General features: G+C 67.8%; 25 protein-coding genes. 11 read left to right on the top strand and 14 right to left on the bottom strand.

Translation table 11 applies throughout. The features are described from left to right. Positions 1-1,229: phosphomethylpyrimidine synthase ThiC (thiC, locus tag B4L26_RS11505; RefSeq protein ID WP_290719011.1), on the top strand; the 1,229-nt coding region annotated here is incomplete at its 5' end. Further along, positions 1,226-2,083, top strand: a complete 858-nt coding sequence (thiD, locus tag B4L26_RS11500; RefSeq protein ID WP_290719010.1) for a bifunctional hydroxymethylpyrimidine kinase/phosphomethylpyrimidine kinase — start codon at positions 1,226-1,228, stop codon at positions 2,081-2,083. The genes thiC and thiD, both read left to right, overlap by 4 nt. A gap of 23 nt (positions 2,084-2,106) precedes the next feature. Here the strand turns inward: thiD and B4L26_RS11495 are convergent, their stop codons facing one another. From B4L26_RS11495 to thiO, 5 genes are read right to left on the bottom strand one after another with little or no spacing between them, the layout of a single operon-like run. Continuing rightward, positions 2,107-2,523 carry a type II toxin-antitoxin system VapC family toxin gene (locus B4L26_RS11495; protein ID WP_290719009.1) on the bottom strand — a complete coding sequence of 139 codons (417 nt, stop codon included), beginning with the start codon at positions 2,521-2,523 and terminating at the stop codon, positions 2,107-2,109. Further along, a complete protein-coding gene (locus B4L26_RS19100) occupies positions 2,523-2,750 on the bottom strand; it encodes a FitA-like ribbon-helix-helix domain-containing protein (RefSeq protein WP_409563504.1) in 228 nt (75 codons plus the stop codon). Before B4L26_RS19100 ends, B4L26_RS11495 begins: the two co-directional genes overlap by 1 nt. A 22-nt stretch (positions 2,751-2,772) precedes the next feature. After that, positions 2,773-3,558 carry a thiazole synthase gene (locus B4L26_RS11485; protein ID WP_290719007.1) on the bottom strand — a complete coding sequence of 262 codons (786 nt, stop codon included), beginning with the start codon at positions 3,556-3,558 and terminating at the stop codon, positions 2,773-2,775. Next, entirely contained in the window at positions 3,551-3,751 is a 201-nt protein-coding gene (gene thiS, locus B4L26_RS11480) for a sulfur carrier protein ThiS (protein WP_290719012.1), read from the bottom strand. Before thiS ends, B4L26_RS11485 begins: the two co-directional genes overlap by 8 nt. Before the next feature lie 31 nt (positions 3,752-3,782). Then, on the bottom strand, positions 3,783-4,814 hold the full coding sequence (thiO, locus tag B4L26_RS11475; RefSeq protein ID WP_290719006.1) for a glycine oxidase ThiO: 1,032 nt from the start codon (positions 4,812-4,814) through the stop codon (positions 3,783-3,785). 30 nt (positions 4,815-4,844) lie between these two features. Between thiO and thiE the strand changes: the two genes are divergently transcribed. The 3 genes from thiE to B4L26_RS11460 all read left to right on the top strand — a co-directional run bounded on the left by thiE (position 4,845) and on the right by B4L26_RS11460 (position 6,440). Further along, entirely contained in the window at positions 4,845-5,522 is a 678-nt protein-coding gene (gene thiE / locus B4L26_RS11470; RefSeq protein WP_290719005.1) for a thiamine phosphate synthase, read from the top strand. A gap of 90 nt (positions 5,523-5,612) precedes the next feature. Beyond that, a complete protein-coding gene (locus B4L26_RS11465) occupies positions 5,613-5,843 on the top strand; it encodes an MbtH family protein (RefSeq protein ID WP_290719004.1) in 231 nt (76 codons plus the stop codon). A gap of 228 nt (positions 5,844-6,071) precedes the next feature. Further along, a complete protein-coding gene (locus tag B4L26_RS11460) occupies positions 6,072-6,440 on the top strand; it encodes a hypothetical protein (protein WP_290719003.1) in 369 nt (122 codons plus the stop codon). A gap of 8 nt (positions 6,441-6,448) precedes the next feature. On the opposite strand, the gene B4L26_RS11455 is transcribed toward B4L26_RS11460, so the two are convergent. After that, positions 6,449-6,922 (bottom strand): NUDIX hydrolase, encoded by a 474-nt coding sequence (locus B4L26_RS11455; RefSeq protein ID WP_290719002.1) that lies wholly within the window; start codon positions 6,920-6,922, stop codon positions 6,449-6,451. Between the two features lie 166 nt (positions 6,923-7,088). Here B4L26_RS11455 and B4L26_RS11450 point away from each other — a divergent pair, with 166 nt between their 5' ends. The 3 genes from B4L26_RS11450 to B4L26_RS11440 are packed head-to-tail and all read left to right on the top strand — an operon-like array spanning position 7,089 to position 12,064. Then, positions 7,089-8,567, top strand: coding sequence for a hypothetical protein (locus B4L26_RS11450; RefSeq protein WP_290719001.1), 1,479 nt, complete (start codon positions 7,089-7,091; stop codon positions 8,565-8,567). Between the two features lie 14 nt (positions 8,568-8,581). Continuing rightward, entirely contained in the window at positions 8,582-9,568 is a 987-nt protein-coding gene (locus B4L26_RS11445) for a glutamate ABC transporter substrate-binding protein (protein ID WP_290719000.1), read from the top strand. Positions 9,569-9,571: 3 nt separating this feature from the next. After that, the gene (locus tag B4L26_RS11440; RefSeq protein WP_290718999.1) at positions 9,572-12,064 is read left to right on the top strand and encodes a serine/threonine-protein kinase; all 2,493 of its coding nucleotides are present in this window, start codon (positions 9,572-9,574) and stop codon (positions 12,062-12,064) included. Here the strand turns inward: B4L26_RS11440 and B4L26_RS11435 are convergent, their stop codons facing one another. The 5 genes from B4L26_RS11435 to B4L26_RS11415 all read right to left on the bottom strand — a co-directional run bounded on the left by B4L26_RS11435 (position 12,065) and on the right by B4L26_RS11415 (position 18,741). After that, a complete protein-coding gene (locus tag B4L26_RS11435) occupies positions 12,065-13,264 on the bottom strand; it encodes an acetate kinase (protein WP_290718998.1) in 1,200 nt (399 codons plus the stop codon). It lies immediately after the preceding gene. Positions 13,265-13,269: 5 nt separating this feature from the next. Next, positions 13,270-15,387 (bottom strand): phosphate acetyltransferase, encoded by a 2,118-nt coding sequence (pta, locus tag B4L26_RS11430; protein ID WP_290718997.1) that lies wholly within the window; start codon positions 15,385-15,387, stop codon positions 13,270-13,272. A gap of 96 nt (positions 15,388-15,483) precedes the next feature. Then, positions 15,484-16,506: a glucose-6-phosphate dehydrogenase (coenzyme-F420) gene (gene fgd, locus B4L26_RS11425; RefSeq protein WP_290718996.1), complete on the bottom strand. Its 1,023-nt coding sequence runs from the start codon at positions 16,504-16,506 to the stop codon at positions 15,484-15,486. A gap of 74 nt (positions 16,507-16,580) precedes the next feature. Next, complete coding sequence (locus tag B4L26_RS11420; protein WP_290718995.1) at positions 16,581-17,762, bottom strand: acyl-CoA dehydrogenase family protein; 1,182 nt, start codon at positions 17,760-17,762, stop codon at positions 16,581-16,583. Between the two features lies 1 nt (position 17,763). Further along, the gene (locus B4L26_RS11415) at positions 17,764-18,741 is read right to left on the bottom strand and encodes an alpha/beta hydrolase (RefSeq protein WP_290718994.1); all 978 of its coding nucleotides are present in this window, start codon (positions 18,739-18,741) and stop codon (positions 17,764-17,766) included. A gap of 52 nt (positions 18,742-18,793) precedes the next feature. Here B4L26_RS11415 and B4L26_RS11410 point away from each other — a divergent pair, with 52 nt between their 5' ends. Beyond that, positions 18,794-19,651, top strand: a complete 858-nt coding sequence (locus B4L26_RS11410; RefSeq protein ID WP_290718993.1) for a class I SAM-dependent methyltransferase — start codon at positions 18,794-18,796, stop codon at positions 19,649-19,651. A gap of 43 nt (positions 19,652-19,694) precedes the next feature. Here B4L26_RS11410 and B4L26_RS11405 read toward each other — a convergent pair whose 3' ends face one another. Continuing rightward, positions 19,695-20,156 carry a DoxX family protein gene (locus B4L26_RS11405; protein ID WP_290718992.1) on the bottom strand — a complete coding sequence of 154 codons (462 nt, stop codon included), beginning with the start codon at positions 20,154-20,156 and terminating at the stop codon, positions 19,695-19,697. A gap of 58 nt (positions 20,157-20,214) precedes the next feature. Next, positions 20,215-20,643, bottom strand: coding sequence for a DoxX family protein (locus B4L26_RS11400; protein ID WP_290718991.1), 429 nt, complete (start codon positions 20,641-20,643; stop codon positions 20,215-20,217). Between the two features lie 145 nt (positions 20,644-20,788). Here B4L26_RS11400 and B4L26_RS11395 point away from each other — a divergent pair, with 145 nt between their 5' ends. Then, positions 20,789-21,514 (top strand): Pr6Pr family membrane protein, encoded by a 726-nt coding sequence (locus B4L26_RS11395; RefSeq protein ID WP_290718990.1) that lies wholly within the window; start codon positions 20,789-20,791, stop codon positions 21,512-21,514. 9 nt (positions 21,515-21,523) lie between these two features. Here B4L26_RS11395 and B4L26_RS11390 read toward each other — a convergent pair whose 3' ends face one another. Then, the gene (locus tag B4L26_RS11390; RefSeq protein ID WP_290718989.1) at positions 21,524-22,459 is read right to left on the bottom strand and encodes an alpha/beta fold hydrolase; all 936 of its coding nucleotides are present in this window, start codon (positions 22,457-22,459) and stop codon (positions 21,524-21,526) included. A gap of 116 nt (positions 22,460-22,575) precedes the next feature. On the opposite strand from B4L26_RS11390, the gene B4L26_RS11385 reads away from it, so the two are divergent. Further along, positions 22,576-23,285 (top strand): ATP-dependent metallopeptidase FtsH/Yme1/Tma family protein (locus B4L26_RS11385; protein WP_290718988.1); only part of this gene is annotated, 710 nt, incomplete at its 3' end.

The following is a 23,285-nucleotide window of genomic DNA, read 5'->3' as shown; positions in this document are numbered from 1 at the left end:
TCAACGCCAACATCGGCAACTCGGCGGTCTCCAGTTCTATCGCCGAAGAGGTCGAGAAGATGGTGTGGGCCACCCGCTGGGGCGCCGACACGATCATGGACCTCTCCACCGGCCGCGACATCCACCAGACCCGCGAATGGATCATGCGCAACTCGCCGGTCCCCGTCGGCACGGTGCCGATCTACCAGGCGTTGGAGAAGGTCAACGGCGACCCGACGAAGCTGACGTGGGAGGTCTACCGCGACACCGTGCTCGAGCAGGCGCAGCAGGGCGTCGACTACATGACGGTGCACGCCGGCGTATTGCTGCGGTACGTGCCGCTGACGGCCAAGCGCGTCACCGGGATCGTGTCGCGCGGTGGGTCGATCATGGCGGCCTGGTGCCTGGCGCACCACGAGGAGTCCTTCCTCTACACACACTTCGACGAGCTGTGCGAGATCTTCGCGCGCTACGACATCACCTTCTCCCTGGGCGACGGTCTGCGGCCCGGGTCGATCGCCGACGCGAATGACGAGGCACAGTTCGCCGAGCTGCACACCCTCGGCGAGCTGACCGCGATTGCGCAACGCCACGGAGTGCAGGTGATGATCGAGGGTCCCGGCCACGTACCGATGCACAAGATCGCCGAGAACGTGCGCTTGGAAGAAGAACTCTGCAACGAGGCGCCCTTCTACACACTCGGCCCCCTGGCCACCGACATCGCGCCCGCCTACGACCACATCACGTCGGCCATCGGCGCGGCGATGATCGCGCAGGCCGGCACGGCGATGCTCTGCTACGTCACCCCCAAGGAACACCTGGGCCTGCCCAACCGCGACGACGTGAAGACCGGCGTGATCACCTACAAGATCGCCGCCCACTCCGCCGACCTCGCCAAGGGCCACCCGCGCGCCCAGGAACGCGACGACGCCTTGAGCAAGGCGCGTTTCGAGTTCCGCTGGACCGACCAGTTCAATCTGGCACTGGACCCCGATACCGCGCGCGAGTTCCACGACGAAACGATGCCCGCCGAGCCGGCCAAAACCGCCCACTTCTGCTCGATGTGCGGCCCCAAGTTCTGCTCGATGCGGATCTCGGCCGACGTGCGCGCATATGCGCAGGAGAACGGGTTGGAGACCGCTGCCGACATCGACGCGAAGATCGCCGCCGAGATGGCGGCGAAGTCCGCAGAGTTCGTCGAACAGGGGAACCAGGTGTATCTGCCGATCATCGAAACGGCCGCGCGGTGAGCGCGCGACCACCGCTGTTGCCGACGGCGCCCGACGGACAGACGCCCGTCCGAGTACTGACCATCGCCGGGTCCGACTCCGGCGGTGGTGCGGGCATCCAGGCCGACATGCGCAGCTTCGCGCTGATGGGCGTGCACGCATGCGTCGCGGTCACCGCGGTGACCGTGCAGAACTCGCGCGGTGTGACCGGTTACCAGGAGATCGACTCGGACATCGTCGCCGACCAGATCCGCGCCGTCGTCACCGACATCGGGATCGGCGCGGCGAAGACCGGGATGCTTGCGAGCAGCGCCATCATCGAGGCCGTCGTTACGACCTGCACCGACCTCGGTATCGGGGGCGACGGCCCGATCCCGCTGGTCGTCGACCCGGTCTGCGCGTCCATGCACGGCGACCCCTTGCTGGCCGCCGAAGCGCTCGACGACCTGCGGGGCAGTTTGATCCCGCGGGCCACCGTGGTCACCCCCAACCTCGACGAGGTGCGCCTCATCACCGGGATCGACGTCGTCGGTGCCCAGACCCAGCGCGCGGCGGCACACGCACTGCTCGATCTGGGGGCGCGGTGGGCACTGGTGAAGGGCGGACACCTAAGGAACAGTGACCATTCGCCCGACCTGCTTCTGTCCGTCGATGACGAGTTGCTCATCGACACCGAACGAATCGACACCGAGCACGACCACGGCGCCGGCGACACCCTCGCCGCAGGCCTCACGGCCGCGCTCGCGCACGGATACTCGGTGCCGCAGGCACTGACCTTCGCCAAGGCTTGGGTGACCCGTTGTTTGGAGGCGGCCTACCCGATCGGCGGCGGGCACGGCCCGGTGAACCCACTGTGGCGGGTGGGCTCGACGTAGTTGGCTGCCTGCAAGCAACGTCCTCAGGCGTTCTCGAACGGATTGATGATCGTCAGGCCCGAGCCCCGGAAATCGTCGGCGTTGCGGGTAGCGATCGCACAGTCGGAGACGTAGCAGATCGCTGCGATCATGGTGTCTTCGACAGAGATGCTGATCCCGGCTGCTTCCCTGTCTGCCCGTAGTTCGGCATATCGTTCTGCCGCTGCAATGTTGAAGTCGAGGATGCGTTGACCTGCACGGGTCACCATCTCTGAAATACCGGCATCCAGACTTTGCCGACGACGTCCGACGGGAAGCCTTCGTACGCCGTAGCGCAACTCTGCGATCGTTATCGTGGTGACCGCAAGTTCGGTCGCATTCTGGGCGAGCCATTCCACGACGAGCGGGCTGGGCTGTCGGCGCAGTGGTTCGGACAGGACGTTCGTGTCGGCGACGATCATCAGTCGAGGTCGACCCGACGCGCAGGGGATCTGTCTGGCGACGGGAAATCACCACGGAACTCGGCGGCACGGTCGAGCCAGCCGGTGATGAAGTCCTGGTCCGCGGAGACCGCTGCTTGCAGGATGTCCCGGGCTTCGGCTTCCATCGACCGGTCATTTCGGGCTGCTCTCGCCTTCAGTGCACGTTTGGTCGACTCGGACAGACTGCGAATAGTCAACGTAGCCATGAGCTTCCTCCTGCTAGCAATGCTAGCAGTCGCGCCCGGGCGAGGAGGCCTGCGCCCAAAAGCGCTTCGGGATGCGCCCGGCGTTGCGAGCAAGGTGTCCGCCAATCACCGCGTGGCGCATAGCGGTCGCCATCTCCTCGGGGTTCTCCGCGCGCGTCACCGCCGTCGCGAGCAGCACCGCGTCGCAGCCCAGCTCCATGGCGAGCGCCGCATCCGATGCCGTGCCGATACCGGCGTCGAGGACGACGGGCACGCTCGCGCGGGCGACGATCAGCTCGATGTTGTGCGGATTGCGGATACCCAACCCGGTCCCGATGGGCGAGCCGAGCGGCATGACCGCCGCCACGCCCGCGTCCTGCAGGCGCAGCGCCAGTACCGGGTCGTCGTTGGTGTAGGCCAGCACGGTGAATCCGTCGTCGACGAGGGCCTGTGCCGCGTCGAGTGTCTCGATCGGATCGGGCAGCAGCGTTTTGTCATCGGCGATCACTTCGAGCTTCACCAGGTCGGTCTGCACTGCCTCGCGGGCCAAGCGCGCGGTCAGTACGGCCTCGGCGGTCGTGTGACAGCCGGCCGTGTTGGGCAGGATCGTGATGCCCAGTCGGCGCAGCAGGTCGAGGACCCCGGTGCCGGTGTCCGCGCTGACGCGGCGCATCGCGACCGTCGTCAGTTCGGTGCCGCTGGCGACGAGTGCGCGCTCGAGGACGGCGAGGTTCGTCGCACCGCCGGTGCCCATGATGAGGCGCGAGCCGAACTCCGACGAGCCAATCCGCAGCGGCCCCAGCTCGGTCGGATCGGCCGGTTCAGCCACCCTGGACCGCCGTGACGATCTCAACGGTGTCGTCGTCGCGCAGGACTGTCGTGTCCCACTTTCCGCAGGGCACGACGAAGCCGTCGACGGCGACGGCGATCCCGCGGTCGGGCAGACCGATGTCGGCGACGAGTCCGGCGACGGTGGTCCCGGCGGCCACGTCGCGGGCATCGCCGTTGACGGTGAGGGCGATCTGGGCTCCGGTGGTCGTCATGCCGTCCAGATTAGCCGCCGAGAAGATCGAGGACCCGCGACGCGGTGACGGGCGCCAGCACGATTCCGTTGCGGCCGTGGCCGGTCGCGACCAGCGTGCGATCGTCGACCCGTTCGATGACCGGAAGACCGTCAGCAGAGCAGGGCCGGACGCCGGCGGCGGCCTCGGCGAAGTCATAGGTGCGCAGGCCGGGCATCACTTCGAAGGCATCGGCCAACAGGTCGGCGACCCCGCCTGCCTGGGGCGCTCGATCGTGACTGGATGCCGGTTCATACTGCGTGGCGCCGACGACGACGCCGTCGGCACGGGGCACCAGGTAGAGATTGCGCCCGTCGACACGGGCACGGATGACGGTGCGCGGCGGCGGGATCGACGTCGGGTTGCCCGCCAGCCGCAGGATCTCGCCCTTCGCGGGCTCGACGGGGACGTCGGGTAGCAGCGCGGGCGTCCCCATCCCCGCGGCGACGAGGACCTGGTCAGCACTCACCTCGGAGACGGCGTCGATCTGCATGCGGTGCCACTGCACCCCGGCATCGGCCAGCGCGTTGCGCAACCCGCGCAGGAGTAGGTGGTTGTCAATCGCACCTTCCCCGCGTGCGAGGTATCCGCCGCGGACACGGGAGCTCAGGGCGTTCTCCCGTGCTCGGGCCTCGCGGGCGGTCAGCGCGGTGAGGCGATCCGCGCCGATCTGTCCAGACCACACGAACCGGGCCAGCTGTGAAAGGTAATCGCCGTCGGCGGCGGTGGTCGCGACGAACAGCGAGTCGGTGGCGGTGACGATCGACGGATCGCCGAGCCGCTGAATCCAACCGGGCCACAGCGCCGTCGACTCGGCCGAGAGGGTCAGCAGCGCTTCCTCGCCGGGGTGGCCCTCGCCGAGGGAACCGAGCATGCCGCCGGCGACGTTGGCCGCGCGGATCGCAGGACCGGCGTCGTAGACGTGTACGTCCCATCCCGCGTCGGCCGCGGCGAGCGCACATATCCGCCCGATCACGCCACCGCCGATCACTGCGAGCGATGGCCGGGACTGGGTCTGGGTCACGGACCAAGGGTAGTCGCTACGGTGGACTCCGTGAATCGTCGCGAACGGCTGGCCTCCGCGTCGCTATACCTGTGCACCGACGCACGCCGCGAGCGCGGCGACCTACTGGATTTCGTCACGGCTGCGCTCGCCGGAGGGGTCGACATCGTGCAGCTGCGCGACAAGGGCTCGGTCGGTGAGCGCGAATTCGGCGCGCTGGAAGCCGGACCCGAACTGGACTTGTTGGCCCAACTCAAAGAACTCACGGTGACGGCGGGCGCACTGCTGGCGGTGAATGATCGCGCCGACATCGCCGTCGCCGCCGACGCCGATGTGCTGCACGTCGGGCAGGACGACCTGCCGGTGGCCACGGCGCGGCGCCTCGTCGGCGACGACGTGCTGCTCGGGCTATCCACGCACGACGCCGAGCAGGCGTCCGCTGCGGCGGCGGACCCGCTGATCGATTACTTCTGCGTCGGTCCATGCTGGTCGACGCCGACGAAACCCGGCCGTCCCGGGACCGGGCTGGAGCTGGTCCGCCATGCGGTCTCACTGACCACCGACCATCCGTGGTTCGCCATCGGCGGCATTGACGCGCAGCGCGTTCCCGAAGTGGTCGCGGCGGGTGCAAGCCGGATCGTCGTCGTGCGCGCACTGACTACTGCAAGTGAACCTGCCCGAGCTGCCACGGCCTTGCGAACGGCCATCGATCAACACGGTGGATTGTGACTACCAGTCGGGTCACAATCGACCGCGCTGATGCCGGGACGCTAGGGTGGACGACGATATGGGCCCCCGGGCCGCTGCGAAGGAGATGACATGACGAACCCGTTCGACGACGAGAACGGCCGCTTCTACGTGCTGGTCAACGATGAGAACCAGCACTCGCTGTGGCCGACGTTCGCCGAGATCCCGGCCGGCTGGACGAAGGTGTTCGGCGAGGACAGCCGCGAGGCGGCGCTGGCCTACGTCGAGGAGAACTGGACCGATCTGCGCCCCAAGAGCCTGATCGAGGCCATGGAGGCCGACGCCCGCGGTTCCGGGGAGTAACCCCGCGCTGACACAGTGCTACCCTGACCGGGTGCGCATCAAGCTCGTAACAAGCCCGTAGCGGGGTCCTCACGACCGACCCCCCGCTGCGGGGTTGTCGTATTCACCCATCGGTCATCTTCTCTACAGACCGAGAGCGCCAATCAGATGCACACCCGCCACTTCTCCCCGTCATTCTTCTCGCGTACCGCTGAACTGCCCCCAGGGATGCGCGAGGAGGCCCACACGATGTCCACCGAAGAATGTGCTGAGCGGTTCGCCGCTATCACCGGCCGGATCCGCCTGGAATCGTGGGCGGCCTCCCCCACCGACGGCGATCGCCTCGACTGCCGCGCGACCATCACCGTCGGCGGTCACGACCACGCCCTGTCCGCCCGCGCCACCGGTCAGCTCGGCGCGCTGAGCGCGATGCTCTACGACCTCGGCGCCGGAGTCGAGATCCACCGCCTCCACCAGCGCCACGACGGCGCCGACGTCATCACCATCCTGCTGTGCGGCAACGACGACCGGCAGTGGTGGGCCGTCGGCACCGGCGCCGACGGTGACGAAGCGAACCGCAACGCGCTCATCGCCGGCGCCAACCTCGTGCCGCACTGAGGCGGGGGTCAGGCCAAGGTGGCCAAGTGCTCGCGCAACTCCGGCCAGCTGCGCGCGAAACCCGGGTGCAGGGGCAGCGAATCGACCTCGTCGGCGGGAACCCACCGCAACTCGGTCGACTCACCATTGGCCACCGTGCCGACCGGCTCGGTCACATCGGCGATCACCGTCGTATAGGTCCACCCGCTCACCGACTCCGCGGTGACCACCGTAAGTCGAACGACCAGGTCGTGATGGCCGATGCCAGCCTCCTCGTCGGCCTCCCGGATTGCCGTGTCGACGACGGTCTCGTGGGAGTCGCGCGCCCCACCGGGCAGGGCCCACGTGCCGCCCTGGTGTGACCAGACGGCGCGGTGCTGCAACAGGATTCCGATCCCACCGTCGGGCAGCGGCGCGCGCAGCAGCAGCCCGGCGGCGCCGTGGACACCCCAATAGCGGGCACCGTCGGGATCAAAGACCCACCCGTCACCGTCTCCGCGCACAGTCGTCCTTCCTCCGTTACATCACACCGTAGGCGACCGAAGGGTGCCGGTCGACATTCAATCGGGGCTGATCGGTCATTGTGCGTGCGTGTCTGCCCCGTCTGCCGCCAACCCCGACTACGCTGGCAGATGCACGTATATCGGCCGGCGACGGGGAGATGATGCGGTGAAATCCGACGCATCACCCGCGCGTTCCAGATTCACCGGCCTAACCGCTCGTTCCACGCCGGGAAGCATCGCCGAGCAGGTCAATAACCGGCTGTCCACCAGCCCCCAACTGCGCCGTGCCCTCACCGACCGCCGCAAGCTCGTTGCCGCCGCAATGAGTGGCCGGCCCCAATCCGGGCTCGCCGCGTGGCGCACCTTCGGGTCGTCGACGCCGGGAAAGCTGTTCCTCATTGCGGCAGCGCTGACGATCGGTTGTCTGGCCACGGGGTTGTACGCCTCGACCACTCTGAACGGCCGCACCCACACGCTGCAGCAGTTGATCAGCCGCGCCGAGCCGATCGCCGAATCGTCGCAAGTCCTGTTCAGCTCGCTCTCGATCGCCGACGCGTCGGCCAATTCCGCCTTCATCTCCGGCGGCCTCGAACCGGCGTCCCTGCGCCAGCGGTACTTGAACGCCATCGCCAGCGCCTCCGCCGCACTCATCACCGCCGCCAACAACCCCGATGAGGCGGGCGGAGCGCTCAGCGCCGACGACGACCCCGTCCACGCCGACCTGGTGTCGCTGACGGTGAACCTGCCGGTCTACACCGGGCTCGTCGAGACTGCCCGTGCCAACAACCGGCTGGGCAACCCCGTCGGATCGGCATACCTCAACGAGGCAAGCGGATTGATGCAGGAGACGCTGCTACCGGCGGCCCAACGCATCTACGAACAACGCGCATCGACTATCGCGCAGCCGCAACGCGTACTGACGCGTCCGCCTTACCTCGTCTACGTGTTGTTGTTCGCGGTGATCGCCGCGCTCATCGCGGCATCCCGCTATCTCGATCGGCGCACCCGGCGCCGGCTGAACGTCGGTGTGGTGATCAGCCTGATTGCGATGAGCGCCGGGACGCTGTGGCTGCTGGTCGTCGGATTGACGTCGGTGGCCGCCACGACCACCGCACGCGTCGACGGCGCCGATCCGCTGCACTCGTTGACCTCAGCCCGTATCAGCCTGCAGCAGGCCCGATCGGCGCAGACGCTGTCGCTGGTCCGCCGCGACCAGACCGCCCTGAACGACAACTTCACCACCTCCACGCGACAGGTCGCCGAAGTCTTGAACTCGCTGTCACAGGAGTACCACTCGGGTAAGCGCAAGACGCTCCCGATCACCGACATCGACGAGGCGCGCGCCGCACTCGTCGAGTGGCAGATCACCGACCGCGAGATCGGCAAGGCCCTCGCCGTCGGCGACTACCTCGGTGCCCGCGCACTCACCGTGGGCAGCGGCCCGACCAGTGCGGCCACCTATTACGCGACGGTCGACAATGCGATCGTCCGGTCGATCACCGAGGCGCGCAACGCCTTCCGCAACAACATCTACACGGCGGGCAAGCTCCTTGCGTTCAGCAGCACCGGCATTCTGGTGCTGGCGCTGCTCGCCGCAATCGCCATTCCGATCGGGTTCTACGACCGTATCCGGGAGTACCGATGACCACCCGAGGTCCGATGACCACCCGTCTCCTCACCGCCTGCACCGTGGTGCTGGTCGCCATCACCGCAACCGGCTGCGTCCGGTTCACCGCACCCGACAGCCCACCGCAGCGGACGACGGCCATCACGCCGACCCCACCCGGGATGATCGTCGCCAAGCCCGGGACGGCACTCCCCCCCGACTCCGAAACCGACAACTGCAACCGACTCGCCAGCCTGCGCCCCATTCCGCTGCCCGAGCCGGGCCAGATGCCACCGCGCACTCCGATGGCCGAGATCTACGCCAATGGCCGCCTCATCGTCGGCGTCGACACCGGCTCCAATCCGTTCAGCTTCCGTGACCCACTGTCGGGGGACCTGCGCGGCTTCGACGTCGACCTGGCCCGCGAGATCAGCCGTGCCATCTTCAACGACCCGAACCGCATCGAGTTCCGGGTCACCCGCTCGGCCGACCGGATCCGCGCACTGCAGACCGGACAGGTCGACCTGGTCGTGAAGACGATGAGCATCACCTGCGAACGACTCAAGTACGTGACCTTCTCATCGCCGTACTACGTTGCGGCCCAACGGATCCTGGCGGTGATCAACTCGAAGATCACCTCGGCGGCCAACCTCAAGGACAAGCGCGTCTGCGTCGCGACCGGCGCGACATCGGCGTTGCGACTGCGCCGGATCGTCCCATCGGCAACGCTGGTGGAAACCGCGACGTGGGCCGACTGCCTGGTGCTGATGCAGCAGTCCGGTGTCGACGCGGTGTCCACCGACGACGCGATTCTCGCGGGACTGGCGGCACAGGACCCGTGGCTGCACCTCGTCGGTCCCAGTCTGGGCGAGGAGTACTACGGCATCGGCATCCGCAAGGACCGCGACGAACTCGTCCGCTTCGTCAACGCGGTGCTGGTCGACCTTGTTGCCACCGGTCGGTGGCGCGCCATCGCCGACGAGTGGCTCTCGGTCGTCGGCGCCCCGATCGCCCTCCCCCGACCCACCTACCGAGGCTGAGCCATGGCGCTGGACTCCGACCCCCACGGCGACGCCGACGACCCAGTCGGCACAGAACCCGCCGGCACCGAACCCACCCAGACACAGGCTGTGCCCTTCAACCCCTTCGACGACGACGAGGACGAAGACGCCGGCACCCAGGCGGTAGCTTTCAACCCCTTCGACGACGATGAGGACGAGGACTCCGGCAGCACACCGTCGGCCGAGTCGGGCGATCTCGAGTCCGCCACGACCGATGCCACCAGCACCGGCGGGCGCGCGGCGATGACCGCCCGCACGACCTTCCCGGTACCCCGAGGGCGAGTCCTGGTCCCCGAGCGCGGCGCACCGCTGGTGCACGACCGCCGCTTCGGCAGCGAACTGGTCGACCTGCCTCCGATCGTCGACACTGAGCCCGAGGACGCGGTGCTCGTGGACCCGCAGATCCCCGAGCGCAAGCGCAAGTGCTGGAACTGCGGCACCCCGCTGGGTCGCGAGTCCGGCCCCCACGCCGGCCCGTTGAGTGGGACGTGCCCCAATTGCGGCGTCCGCTACGCGTTCGTACCGAGCCTGGGGCCGGGCACGATCGTGGCCGATCAGTACGAGATCCTCGGCGCCATCGCCCACGGCGGCATGGGATGGATCTACGTGGCTATCGACCGCAACGTGTCCGACCGTCCCGTCGTCCTCAAGGGGTTGCTCAACTCCGGTGACTCCGCGGCCCAGGCGGTCGCCATGGCAGAGCGACAGTTCCTCGCCTCGGTGAACCACCCCGGCATCGTCAAGATCTACAACTTCGTCGAGCACGTCATTTCCGATGAACGCACCATCGGCTACATCGTCATGGAGTACATCGGCGGCCAGACGCTCAAGCAGTTGACGACGACCAAGGACGCCGAAGGCCGGTCGGTGCCGCGGCTGCTGTCCCCGGAGCAGGCGATGGCCTACGTCTTGGAGGTGCTGCCCGCCGTCGGCTACCTGCACTCGGTGGGCCTGGTCTACAACGACGTGAAGCCCGACAACATCATGGTGAGCGCCTCGGACGTGCGGCTCATCGACATGGGCGCCGTCGCCCCGATCGGCGGGCACGGCCGCCTCTACGGGACGCCGGGGTTCCAGGCGCCGGAGATCGTCGAGACCGGACCGCAGGTCGCCACCGACATCTACAGCATCGGACGCACCCTGGCGGTTCTCACCGTCGATATGCCGATGGAGGGCGGGCAGTACCTGCCAGGCCTTCCCGCCGTCGCGGACGTGCCCCTCTTCGTCGAAAATCCGTCGTTCCACCTGCTGCTGGCCCGCGCCACCGCAGTCGATCCCGGCGAGCGATTCGCCAGCACTGCGGAGATGACGACTCAGCTGCTCAACGTGTTGCGGGAGACCGTCGCCGTACACACCGGTGTCCCGCGGCCCGCCCTCTCGACTGTGTTCACGCCGCCGCGCTCGACCTTCGGCACCGAGTTGCTCCTCGGGCCGGTCGACGCCTTCTTCGATCCCGACGAGACGACCTTCTACGACCCGGCCGATATCGCAGCCGCCCTGCCGGTGCCGTTGCTCGACACCACCGATCCGGCCGCCCGGGTGCTGAGTTCGGCCGCGCTGTCGGCTCCGCGGCAGATCCTGGAATCAATCCGGGCACACCGCGAGGGCACCCGGACCCCGATGCTCGAAAGCGACGAGACGATCCCACACCACTCGTTGGAGATCGACCTGGCCGAAGCCCGCGCGTACCTCGAACTCGACGACGTGGACACGGCATTGGGCGTGCTGGGCGCGGCGACCAAGACCTACGGGCACAACTGGCGGATCGAGTGGTACCTCGGCATCTGCGCATTGCGCAACGACGAGCCGGAACTGGCCTATGAGCGCTTCAACGAGACGCTGGAGGCCATGCCCGGCGAGATCGGTCCGAAGCTCGCGGTCGCCGGAACGGCCGAGCTGATCGGGCGGTGGCTGGCGGCCGGGTCGGGCGACCCGGCATCGGTCGACCCCGAGGTCCGCCGCTGGTACGAGATCGCCCGCCACCACTATCAGGACCTCTGGTACACCGACCACGCCATCATCACCGCCGCCTTCGCCCTGGCCCGCATCCATCTCGCCTATGGGGAGGTCGAGCAGGCGCTCGTCGGGCTCGACGAGGTGCCGTCGACTAGTAGGCACTACAACACGGCGTTGGAGACCGCGGTCCTAGCTCTGGTGCACGGGCGGCCTGCGGCGACGGTGACGCACGCCCAGATCGAGGAGGCGGCCACCCGTCTGGCGGCGATCCCCGACACCGAGCCGCGCAAACCGCGGATCAAACTGATCGTCCTCGGCAGCGCACTGGGCTGGGTGCTGGAGAACCAGCCGACCGAGGAGCTTCCCCCGCTGCTCGGCTACCCGTTCACCGAGTTCGGCTTGCGCAGCGCGACCGAACAGTCCCTGCGCGACCTGGCCCGCGAGACCCGTAACAACCGGTCCCACCGCTTCATGCTCGTCGACCTGGCCAACTACGTCCGGCCCGCAACCTGGTTCTGATCAGGCGACGCCGCTCACGACCACCTTGGCGGCCTGGGCAATGGCGAGTTCCTCGTTCGTGGGGACGACGAGGACCGTGGTGCGCGACGCGTCGGTGGAGATGATGCGCGGTTGCGAACCGCGCACGGCGTTGCGCTCCGCGTCGATCTCGATGCCGAAGCCCTCCAACCGGGCCAGCGAGTCCGCGCGGACGCTCGCCGCGTTCTCCCCTACTCCGGCGGTGAACGAGATGATGTCGGTGGTCCCGAGGTCGATCAGGTACGCGCCGAAGTAGCGGCGCAACCGGTGGATGTAGACGTCGTAGGCCTGTTTGGCGTGTTCGTCTCCGGCGGCGATCATCTCGGTGACCGCCCGGAAATCGTTCTCCCTGCACAGTCCCTTCAGGCCGGACCGCTTGTTGAGCAGGTCGTCGATCTCGTCGACGGAGAGCCCGATGATGCGGTGCAGGTGCAGCACCAGGCCGGGATCGGTGTCACCGCTGCGCGTCCCCATCACGAGGCCCTCGAGCGGCGTCATGCCCATCGTCGTGTCGACGGGGTGCCCATGGCGGATCGCCGACATCGAAGCGCCGTTGCCCAGGTGCGCCACGATCTGGTTCACCTCGTCGTAGGGACGTCCGAGGAACTCCGCGGCGCGATGGGAGACATAGTCGTGGCTGGTGCCGTGGAAGCCGTAGCGGCGCAGCGCGTGCTCTTCGGTCACCTGGCGGTCGATGGCGTAGAGCGCCGCCTCGTCCGGCAGCCCATGGAAGAAGCCGGTGTCGAAGACGGCCACGCCGGGGACGTCGGGCAGCAGGGCGCGCGCTGCCGCGATCCCGACGAGGTTGGCCGGATTGTGCAGCGGGGCCAGCGGGGCCAGACGGAAGATCTCGTCGACGACGTGCTGGTCGATCAGCGTCGGCTGGTAGAACGACCGGCCGCCGTGCACCACACGGTGCCCGACGGCGCACAGGTCCGTTCGCTCCAGATCGATGCCACCGGCCGCGAACAGCTCCAAGGCCTTGCCGATCGCCGCGCGGTGGTCGGGCAGGTGCAGGTCCTCGACGGTCTTGTTGCCACCCTGCTCGTGGGTGATCACCGACACCGGTTCCCCGATGCGCTCGACCAAGCCGTCCGCGGTGACCTCCCCCGAATCCGGTTCCAGGAGTTGGTATTTCAGCGACGACGAGCCGGCGTTGAGGACGAGGACGAGAGGTTTCACGGTGGTCAGTCCTTCGTTTGCGACGCCTGGGCCTGGATCGCGGTGATCGCGACGGTGTTGACGATGTCGGCGACGAGAGCGCCGCGCGACAGGTCGTTGATGGGCTTGTTCAAGCCTTGCAGGACCGGACCGATCGCGATGGCATTGGCGCTGCGCTGCACCGCCTTGTAGGTGTTGTTGCCGGTGTTGAGGTCAGGGAAGATGAGCACCGTCGCCTGCCCGGCCACCGGGGAGTCGGGCATCTTCGTGGCGGCAACACTCGGGTCGACGGCGGCGTCGTACTGGATCGGCCCCTCCACCAAGAGTTCCGGGGCCCGCTCGCGCACCAACGCCGTCGCCTCGCGCACCTTGTCCACCTCAGCACCCGAGCCCGATTCGCCGGTGGAGTAGGACAGCATCGCCACCCGCGGGTCGATGCCGAAAGCAGAGGCCGTCTCGGCCGAGGAAATCGCGATATCGGCGAGCTCGCCTGCGGACGGGTCGGGTACGACGGCGCAGTCGCCGTAGGTCAGAACCCGGTCGGACAGGCACATGAAGAAGACGCTCGAGACGGTGGCGACGCCGGGCTTGGTCTTGATGATCTCGAAAGACGGCCGGATCGTGTGCGCGGTGGTGTGGATCGCGCCAGACACCATGCCGTCGGCCAGGTTCATGTGAACCATCATCGTGCCGAAGTACGACACGTCGCGCATGAGGTCGCGGGCACGGTCCATCGCCACATTCTTATGCTTGCGCAGCTCCGCGTACTCGACGGCGAACTGCTCGGTCAGCTCGGAGTTCAACGGGTCGATGATGTCGACGCCGGGGAGTTCGAGGTCCAGATCGGCCAGCTGCGCCCCGACCTTCTCCGGATCGCCCAGCAGCGTCAGGCGGGCCACGCCCCGAGCAACCAGCTGGGCGGCGGCGCGCAGAATGCGCGGCTCCTCCCCCTCGGGCAGCACGATGTGACGGCGGTCGGCTTTGGCACGGGCGGCCAGCTGGTATTCGAACATCTGCGGGGTGACGACCGGAGGGATCGCCAAGTCCAACTCGGCCATCAGCGCCGGGCCGTCGATGTAGTGCTCCATCAAAGCGAGTGACGCCTCGATCTTGCGCGCCGACTGATTGGCCATCCGGCCGCGCGTGTGCGCGACGATCCGCCCCGTCTCGTACGTGCTCTGCTCGCACATGATGATGGGCAAAGTCGGGTTGAGGCCGCGCACGAGGGCGTCGATCATCGGGTGCGGCTTGAGACCGCCGTTGAGGATCATCCCCGCCAGCCGCGGGAAGCCCTGCGCCACATTGGCGTTGACCAGTGCCAGCAGCACGTCCGAGCGATCGGCCGGTGCGATCACGACCATGCCGTCGGATAGTCGTTCCAGGACGTGCTCGGCGGTCATGCCGCCGACCATCGCGTGCAATGCCTCGCGGTCCAGCAGCTCGGCGTCGCCGCTGTAGAGCTTGCCGTTCAACGCCTGCGCCAACTCGGCCATCGTCGGCGCACTGAGCACCGGGTCCTCCGGCAACACCCAGAACTCCGGACCCAGACCCTCGAGTGCGGTGCGCGTGGCCTCCAGCCGCGCCGGGTCGACGCGGTTGACGACCACCGCCACGGCTGTCGCATAAGCCGCGGAGACCTCGGCCAGGGCGTGCACAGCCAGCCCGCGCACCTCCTCGGGAGTGCGGTCCGACGCGCGCAGCGCCAACACCATCGGGCTCGCCAGGTTGGCCGCGATGCGCGCGTTGTAGGACAGTTCCGACGGGTTGCCGACGTCGGTGTAATCCGAGCCGACGACGAGGACGGTGTCGCACTGCTCCTGCACCGCGTGGAACCGGTCGACGATGACCGACAGCGCGCCCTCGGGGTCCTTGGATACGTCGTCGTAGGTGACGCCGATGCAATCGGCGTAGTCCAGTCCCACCGAGTCGTGGGCCAGGAGCAACTCGAGGATGTAGTCGTCCTTGCCGTCGGGAGTACGGCTGATGGGCCGGAACACGCCGATGCGCCCACCCGTCGCGGAGAGTTGCGCGAGCAACCCCAGAGCGATCGTCGACTTGCCCGTCTCGCCCTCCGCCGACGCTAGGTAGATCGCCGAATGCGATGTCTCGGACACGGACTTTTCGCCAGTGGAGCGCGCGGTCATGCGGACAACACTAGCCCGGCACAGGACCCGTCACGCGCCGGACGAATCAACCCGGCCGCGCGAGCGTGCGAGCGGCTCGGATTGACCCGAACCAGGTCAGGTCGCGGGGACGAGCTCGCGCAGTTTCGGCGCGAGATCGCGGGCGAAATTGTCGAGGAATCTACGCTGGTCGTGTCCGGGTGCATGGAACACGAGGTGGTTGAGGCCGGCGTCGGTGTACTGCTTCACCAGTGCCACCGCCTCGTCGGGGTCGGAGCTGACAATCCAGCGCTTGGCGACCTGTTCGATCGGCAGCTCGTCGGCCAGGCGCTCCATCTCCACCGACGAGTTGACGGAGTGCTTCTGCTCCGGGGTCAGCGAAAGGGGCGCCCAGAAGCGGGTGTTCTCCAGGGCCAGCGCGGGGTCGGGGTCGTAGGAGATCTTGATCTCGATCATGCGGTCGATCTCGGCGAAGTCGCGGCCGACCTTCTCCGCGCCCTCCTTGACGGCGGGGATCAGCTTCTCGGTGTAGAGGTCCATCCCCTTGCCCGACGTGCAGATGAATCCGTCCCCGGCACGGCCGGCGTAGCGCGCGACGACCGGACCGCCGGCAGCCACGTAGACCGGGATCGGCTGCTCGGGCACGTCGTACATGTACGCGCCTTCGGTCTTGTAGTACTCCCCGTCGAAGTCCACCTTGGCTCCGGTCCACAGCTCACGCATCAACGTGATCGACTCGCGCAACCGCGCGAAGCGCTCCTTGAACTCGGGCCACTCGCCGGTGAAGCCGGTGGCGTACTCGTTGAGGGCCTCACCGGTGCCGACGCCGAGCATGATCCGACCGGGGTACAGGCAGCCCATCGTCGCGAAGGCCTGAGCAATCACCGCGGGGTTGTAGCGGAAGGTCGGGGTCAGCACCGAGGTCCCGATCTGCACGCGCGACGTGCGCTCGCCGACCGCGGCCATCCAGGCCAGCGAGAACGGGGCGTGGCCGCCGTTGTGGCGCCAGGGCTGGAAGTGGTCGCTGACCGCGACCGAGTCGAGACCGTGTTCCTCGGCGGCCACCGCGATCTCCACCAGCTCCCGCGGATCGAACTGCTCCGCCGATGCCTTGAACCCGAGCTTCAATCCCTGCGCCACGTTTGCCTCCTGTAGTCGATACCCTCACGCTACCCAAGCAGTTGCTTGGTCGGTAGGGCCGGGTTGCGCCCCCGCTACCGGAACGCGTCGACCCCGGTGAGCGCCTTCCCAATCATCAGCTGGTGCATCTCCGAGGTGCCCTCGTAGGTGAGGACCGACTCGAGATTGTTGGCGTGGCGGATCACCGGGTATTCCAGGGTGATGCCGTTGGCGCCCAGGATGGTGCGGCATTCGCGCGCGATCGCCAGTGCCTCGCGCACGTTGTTCAACTTGCCCAGGCTGATCTGCTCGGGCTTGACGCCCCCCTCGTCCTTGAGGCGGCCCAGGTGCATGGCGAGCAGATGCGAATTGCCCAGCGCGACGGCCATGTCGGCAATCTTGCGCTGGGTCATCTGGTAACCCGAGAGCGGCTTGTCGAAGACCTCACGGCTGCCGGCGTATTCGATCGCCGTCTCCAGGCAGTCGCGGCCCGCACCCACTGCGCCGAACACGATGCCGAAGCGCGCCTCGTTCAGACACGACAGCGGACCGCGCAGCCCTTCGACGCCGGGCAGCATCGCCGACGACGGGAGGCGAACGTCTTCCAGCACGATCTCGCCGGTCACCGAAGCGCGCAACGACAACTTGCGCTTGATCTCCGGCGCACTGAACCCGGGGGTGTCGGTGGGGACGACGAAGCCTCTTATCCCGCGGGAGCCTTCCGCCAGGTCAGTGCGGGCCCACACCACCGCAACGTCGGCGACGGGCGAATTGGTGATCCACATCTTGGCACCGTTCAGGATCCAATCGGAGCCATCTCGCTTCGCGTTGGTCCGCATCCCCGCCGGATTTGACCCGAAGTCGGGCTCGGTGAGTCCGAAGCATCCGATGGCGCGTCCGGCCGACATCTCCGGCAGCCAGCTGTCCTTCTGCTCGTCGCTGCCGAATTTCCAGATCGCGAACATCGCCAGTGATCCCTGCACGGACACGAAGCTGCGCAGCCCGGAGTCGACGGCCTCCATCTCCTGACAGGCCAACCCGTAGGCGGTGGCCGATGCACCCGCGCAGCCATAGCCCTCCAACTGCATGCCGAACAGGCCCAGCGCGCCGAGTTCGACGGCGAGTTCGCGCACCGGCAGCGAGCCGGCGTCGAACCAGTCGGCGATGTTGGGGCGCAAGCGCTTGTTCCCGAAGTCGCGCACGGTGTCGACGATGGCCTTCTCGTCGTCGCGCAGCAGGGTGTCGAAGGCGAACAGTTCGCCGATGGTCTGGGGCACGTCAGCTCGCCTCGCTCTGCGGTCGGTCACCGGAATCGCCGGCGTGGGCCTCACGAATGGCCTCATTGAGGAAGTCGACGACCAGCCGGACCGACTCGGCACCCTCGCGGTGGCGCAGCATGACTGTGAAGGCGTGGATCTGCCACGGATAACTGTGGAGCACCACGCGATTGCCAGCGGCCTCGAGATTCTCGGCGAACTCCAGGGCGTCGGGCTCCAGCATCTCCTGCTCTGCGGTGATCACGATGGTGGGCGGGAAGGCCTCCGGCGAAACGTCGGTGATGCTCACGGCACCGGCGAAAGGAATCGGCCCCCTATCGAGCATCGGCCGGACAACCGCCAACTGGCGGATGGGCAGGTAGGCGTCGTGGCGGCTGGTCCGATCGTCTCGGTCGCCGATGTCGAGGTCGAGCCATGGGGAGAGCATCGCCAATGCGGTGGGCGCCGGTACGTCGTTGACCGAGGCCAGTTCGGCGACCTTGCCGGTCAGATACCCGCCGGCCGAGTCACCGGCGACGACGACGTGACGGTAGCCCCGCTGGCCGAGCAGCTCACGATAGGCCTCGAACGCGTCATGGACCGAAGTGCCGACGCCGACCTCTGGCAGCTGCCGGTAGTCCAAGGCAAAGACCGGCACGCCGAGCCCTTTGGCCAATGATGCGGTGATCGTGCGGTGCGTCCCGGGCCCGCAACTCAAGAAGCCGCCGCCGTGCAGGTAGAGGACCGCGGTGTCCGTCGCGCCACTGGTGGGCGCCTTGGCCATGACGAGTTCAGCCGGTCGGCCGCCCAGCGCGACGCGCTCGATCACCACTGACCGCGGCGGGCGCTGCTTTTCCGCTCCGCGCTCGAGCGCGGCGAGGAGGGCGAAGACCGGCTTGTTGACCGGGCCGAGGGCCAGGACCGGTTTGACGAAGATCCGGGCAAGCATCCAGTGGAGATAGGACAGCACGCTGGGCTGCCGGTGGTGCACGATTGGCATGGTCGTGAACCTACACCGTCGGCCTTCGTCGAACCGCCCGTACGATCGGACTATGGCTCACGACTACGACGCCACCGGATGGCGCGAGGGCGCCTCCGCCTGGGTCGAGAACGAGGCCCTGTTCGACTCGGTGTACACCCCGGTGACCGCGGAGATCGTCGAACGGGCGGGTTTCCGGTCGAACGAGCGGGCCCTCGACGTCGGTTGCGGTTCGGGCACGCTGCTTGCGGCGGGGACCGCGGCAGGTTCGACGATGGTGGGCGTCGACATCGCCCCCGACATGGTCGAGGCGGCCCGCCGCCGCGTCCCCGAGGCCACCGTCCTGCTCGGCGATGCCCAGACCATGGACATCGGCGCGCACGCGCCCGGCGCGCCGTTCGAACGGGTCGTCTCCCGATTCGGAGTCATGTTCTTCAGCGACCCGACAGCGGCCTTCGCCAATGTCCGCAGCGTCACCGCCCCCGGCGCCCACCTGGTGTTCGTCTGTTGGCGCTCGATCGCCGAGAACCCCAGCTTCGGCGGCGCGGGGACCGAGGCGATCACCGCCGCACTGCCCGATCCACCGGCACCCCCGCCGCCCGGCACTCCGGGCCCGATGGCCTTCGCCGACCGCGACTACCTAGCAACAATCCTCACCGATGCGGGCTGGGACAAGGTGGCTGTCGATCCGTTCGACACCGTCTTCGACCACTCGGTGGACGGTAGTGACGGCGTCGAGGAGCGTCTCACGCTGATCCTGGCCACCACGACGGGGCGGCTAGCGCGCGAACAGCTCGACAACACGATCACCACCGAAAAGTGGTCGGACGTGGTGGAGCGCACGCGCGAGCAGATCCAGACTTACGTAGTCGACGGATCGGTGAAGCTGCCCGGCGCCCTGTGGCTGGTCACTGCGAGCAATCAGCACTGACGCGACGCGTGTTTCCTACTCGTCGCAGCTGTTTCCAACACGCTCAGTTGTTGGCAACCGCCTGACCGCGTTGGATCTTTGCGCGGCGCTGTTTGAGATAGTGATCGATCGACACCGCACCGGGGACCGCGAACCCGACGGCCAGTACTGCGACGGCCAGCACCAGGTTGAACTCCCACCCGTTCTGCTGGATCCAGAAGCCGTTGTCGTGGTGGCCGTAGTAGCCGGCGCCGACCATCGTCGCCGCCAGTACGACACCCACGAAGGGCAGCAGCACACCGAGAATCAGCGCGGCGCCGCCGAGCACCTCGGCCCACGCAGCGAAATGGGCGGCGGCGGTCGGGAAGGGGATCTCGAACCCGTTCTTGCCGCCGGGTCCGTCACCGAAGAGGATCGCCGTCTTGTCGATGCCCTTGATGACCAGCTTCTCCCAGCCGTGGGCGAAGAACACGACGCCCAGCGTGAGCCGGAGCAACAACTGCGTGATCGACCGCAGATCGGTCATCGGGCACCCTCCTGAATCGGTCTTTTAGGGCACCCTAACGGCTCGGCGAGCGAAGCGCCTACCCGCCCTCGACGACGACCGCCTCACCGCGGCGCTTGCGCAGGTAGTGGTCGACGGAGAACACCCCGGCATTGGCCCACCCGACGGCCAGCAGCCCAGCGGCAAGTGCGACGGTCAGCTCGTACCCGCCGTCGGCCATCCAGAAGCCGTTGTCCCAATGGCCCCAGTAGGCGGCACCGATCATGGACAGCGCCATCACCGTCCCGAAGACGGGAAGCAGGATGCCCAGGACCAGCGCGCCGCCCCCGATGATCTCCAACCACGTCTGGAAGAACGCGGACACTTTGGGCAGGGGCACGCCCATCGACTTGAATCCGTCCGCGGTCGTGCCCAGCCCGCTGTCGAGCTTCCGCAGGCCCGTCGCGATGAAGATGAGACCCAGGATGATCCGCGCGATCAACAGCGCGGGAGTCCGGAAAAAGGTCATTGCCTGTCCTCTCGTCTCGGCCCGGCCACCTGTCGCGCGCCCGGGCACATCCCACACTGCCAGGTAATCTGACGCACGGCAGTGAATCAGACGCGGTGACAACGCCGTTGCCGACACATCGCCCGCCGACAACCAGGGAGTGCCTGTGACCGCAGTCCGCAGCGCGGCCGTCACCGATACCCGCGGCGCACATGTCTGGAACGCCCTGCGCGTGGCGATGGCGGTCCTCATCGTCGCCGCCGTGGTCGTCCAGTTCGCCCGATCGGTCGACGTGGCGGACTCCTATGGCCGCGACGTCACGACCACCGTCGTGAACTTCTTCAGCTTCTTCACCATCCTGTCGAACCTGTCCGCAGCGGCCGTCCTCGCGTGGGCGGCGATCTGGTGGTTCACCCGGGGTCGCTCGACCGGCACGCCGGGCACCGGCGCGATCGCCGTCGCACTGGCCTGCGTCACCACATACATGGTCGTCACCGGCCTGGTCTACAACACGCTGCTGCGCACGGTCGAACTCCCGCAGGGCAGTGAGCCGGTGTGGTGGTCCAACGAGGTCCTGCACCTCGTCGGCCCGCTGTTCCTGCTGCTCGACCTGCTCGTCGGCCCCCCTCGTCGCCGCATCGGGTGGGCAACGATCGCCACCGTCGTCGGCTTCCCGATCGTCTGGGCGGCCTACACCCTGATCCGCGGCCCGCTGACCACCAATCCGGTGACCAGGCAGTCGTGGTGGTACCCCTACCCCTTCCTGGACCCGCACGGATCCGGCGGATACCCCAGCGTCGCCGCCTACGTCATTGCCATCGCCGTCATCGTCTCGCTGATCGCCTGGGGCGTGGTGTGGGTCGACCGCCGCCGCGCACCAGAGGCCCAGTAGGCCCGCTGGCTACGCCGGTCCAAGGTGGTCGACGATGAGCGCGTTCACCTGCTCGGGCCGTTCCAGGTGCAGGAAGTGCCCTAGACCCTCGAGTCGCTCGACCCGACTGCCCTCCGGGAGTCGCCCGTCGTCGAGTCCGGCGAAGAATTGTGCGCGCATCGCATGGTCGTCGGAGCCGTAGAGCACCTGGACCGGATGGATCGGTGGCGCCATGAACAGCTTGGTCAGTTCGCGGGTGAGGGCCGAACCCGGCCGGGGTCGGACCATCTGCCGGTAGTAACCGACGATGGCCGCGCGGTTGCGCGGCGGCGCCGCCTCGGCCAGGTGCGCGAGGTCCACGGCGGCGTCGTAACCGGGGGCCCACTCCCGCCACAGCAATCCGGTCATCGACGCGAACACGCGCTCGGGCAGCCGTGGCAGCTGGTTGACGACGATGTACCAGCTGTTGCGGGTCTGGGCCACCGCCGTCCACACCTGCCGCGCGAACTCCTGCCGGGTGATCCGGATGCTGGCCAGCGGCGGGATGGCCAGGGCGACATGCGCGTCGAACGGCGAATCGGGCAGTGCGGCCGCGCCATGGGCTGTGAACGCACCCCAGTCGTGCCCGACGAACACCGCGCGGCGGGCGTCGGTGAGTGCGTCGAGCACCCCGACCAGGTCACCGGTCAGCGCGTGAATGTCATAGGCCGCGACCTGCTCCGGGCACGACGAGCGCCCGTAGCCGCGTTGGTCGGGGGCCAGCACGTGGTAGCCGGCTGCGGCCAGCGCCGCGATCTGGTGGCGCCAGCCCAGCGCCAGGTCGGGAAAACCGTGCGCGAGCACCACAGGCGGATCACCGCGCCGGCCGGCCTCGACGACCCGCAGCCGGACCCCATCGCGCGCCACGAATCGTTCGGTGAACCCGGCCACCGCGCCAGCCAAACACATCCCGCCGGAAAACTGCACCAGGTGGGAACCGGCGCGCGTTTATATGGCGGTAGCCTGAAGATTCCCTGAAGTGCACGCGGAAGGACCCGGCCGGCACCCGTCGGCCCACAGCACACGATGAACCACAGAACACGATGAACCGACGCATTGCCATCCGTACGTTGACGGTGCTCCTCGCGCTGATCGGTGCCGGTCTGCTGATCTACTACCTCAGCGACGACACCCGCGGCTACAAGGCGGTCCCGACGTCGGTGGCGACCTCCCAGATCCGCAACGACAACGTCGCCAAGGCCCAGATTGACGACCGCGAACAGCAGCTGCGGCTGGATCTGCGCGGCAGCGCGACCGGCACCGAGGGCTCCGACAAGATCATCACCAAGTACCCCACCGGGTACGGCGCGACGCTGTTCGACGAGCTCAACGCCAGCGGCGCGGAGATCACCACCACCGTCAACGAGGGCAGCGTGTTCGGCACGCTGCTGGTCTATCTGCTGCCGTTGCTGCTGCTCATCGGCCTGTTCGTGATGTTCTCCCGGATCCAGGGCGGCGGCCGGATGGGCTTCGGCTTCGGCAAGTCCCGCGCCAAGCTGCTGAGCAAGGACATGCCCAAGACCACCTTCGCCGACGTTGCCGGCGCGGACGAGGCAGTCGAGGAGCTCTACGAGATCAAGGACTTCCTGCAGAACCCGTCGCGCTATCAGGCACTGGGCGCGAAGATCCCCAAGGGCGTGCTGCTCTACGGCCCGCCCGGTACCGGCAAGACGTTGCTGGCCCGCGCGGTCGCCGGTGAGGCCGGCGTCCCGTTCTTCACCATCTCGGGTTCGGACTTCGTCGAGATGTTCGT

The organism is Gordonia sp. UBA7599 (genome assembly GCA_002477755.1).
Lineage (GTDB): Bacteria > Actinomycetota > Actinomycetes > Mycobacteriales > Mycobacteriaceae > Gordonia.
Note: the sequence above shows the minus strand (reverse complement) of the source record. Positions and strands in the feature narration are given on the sequence as shown.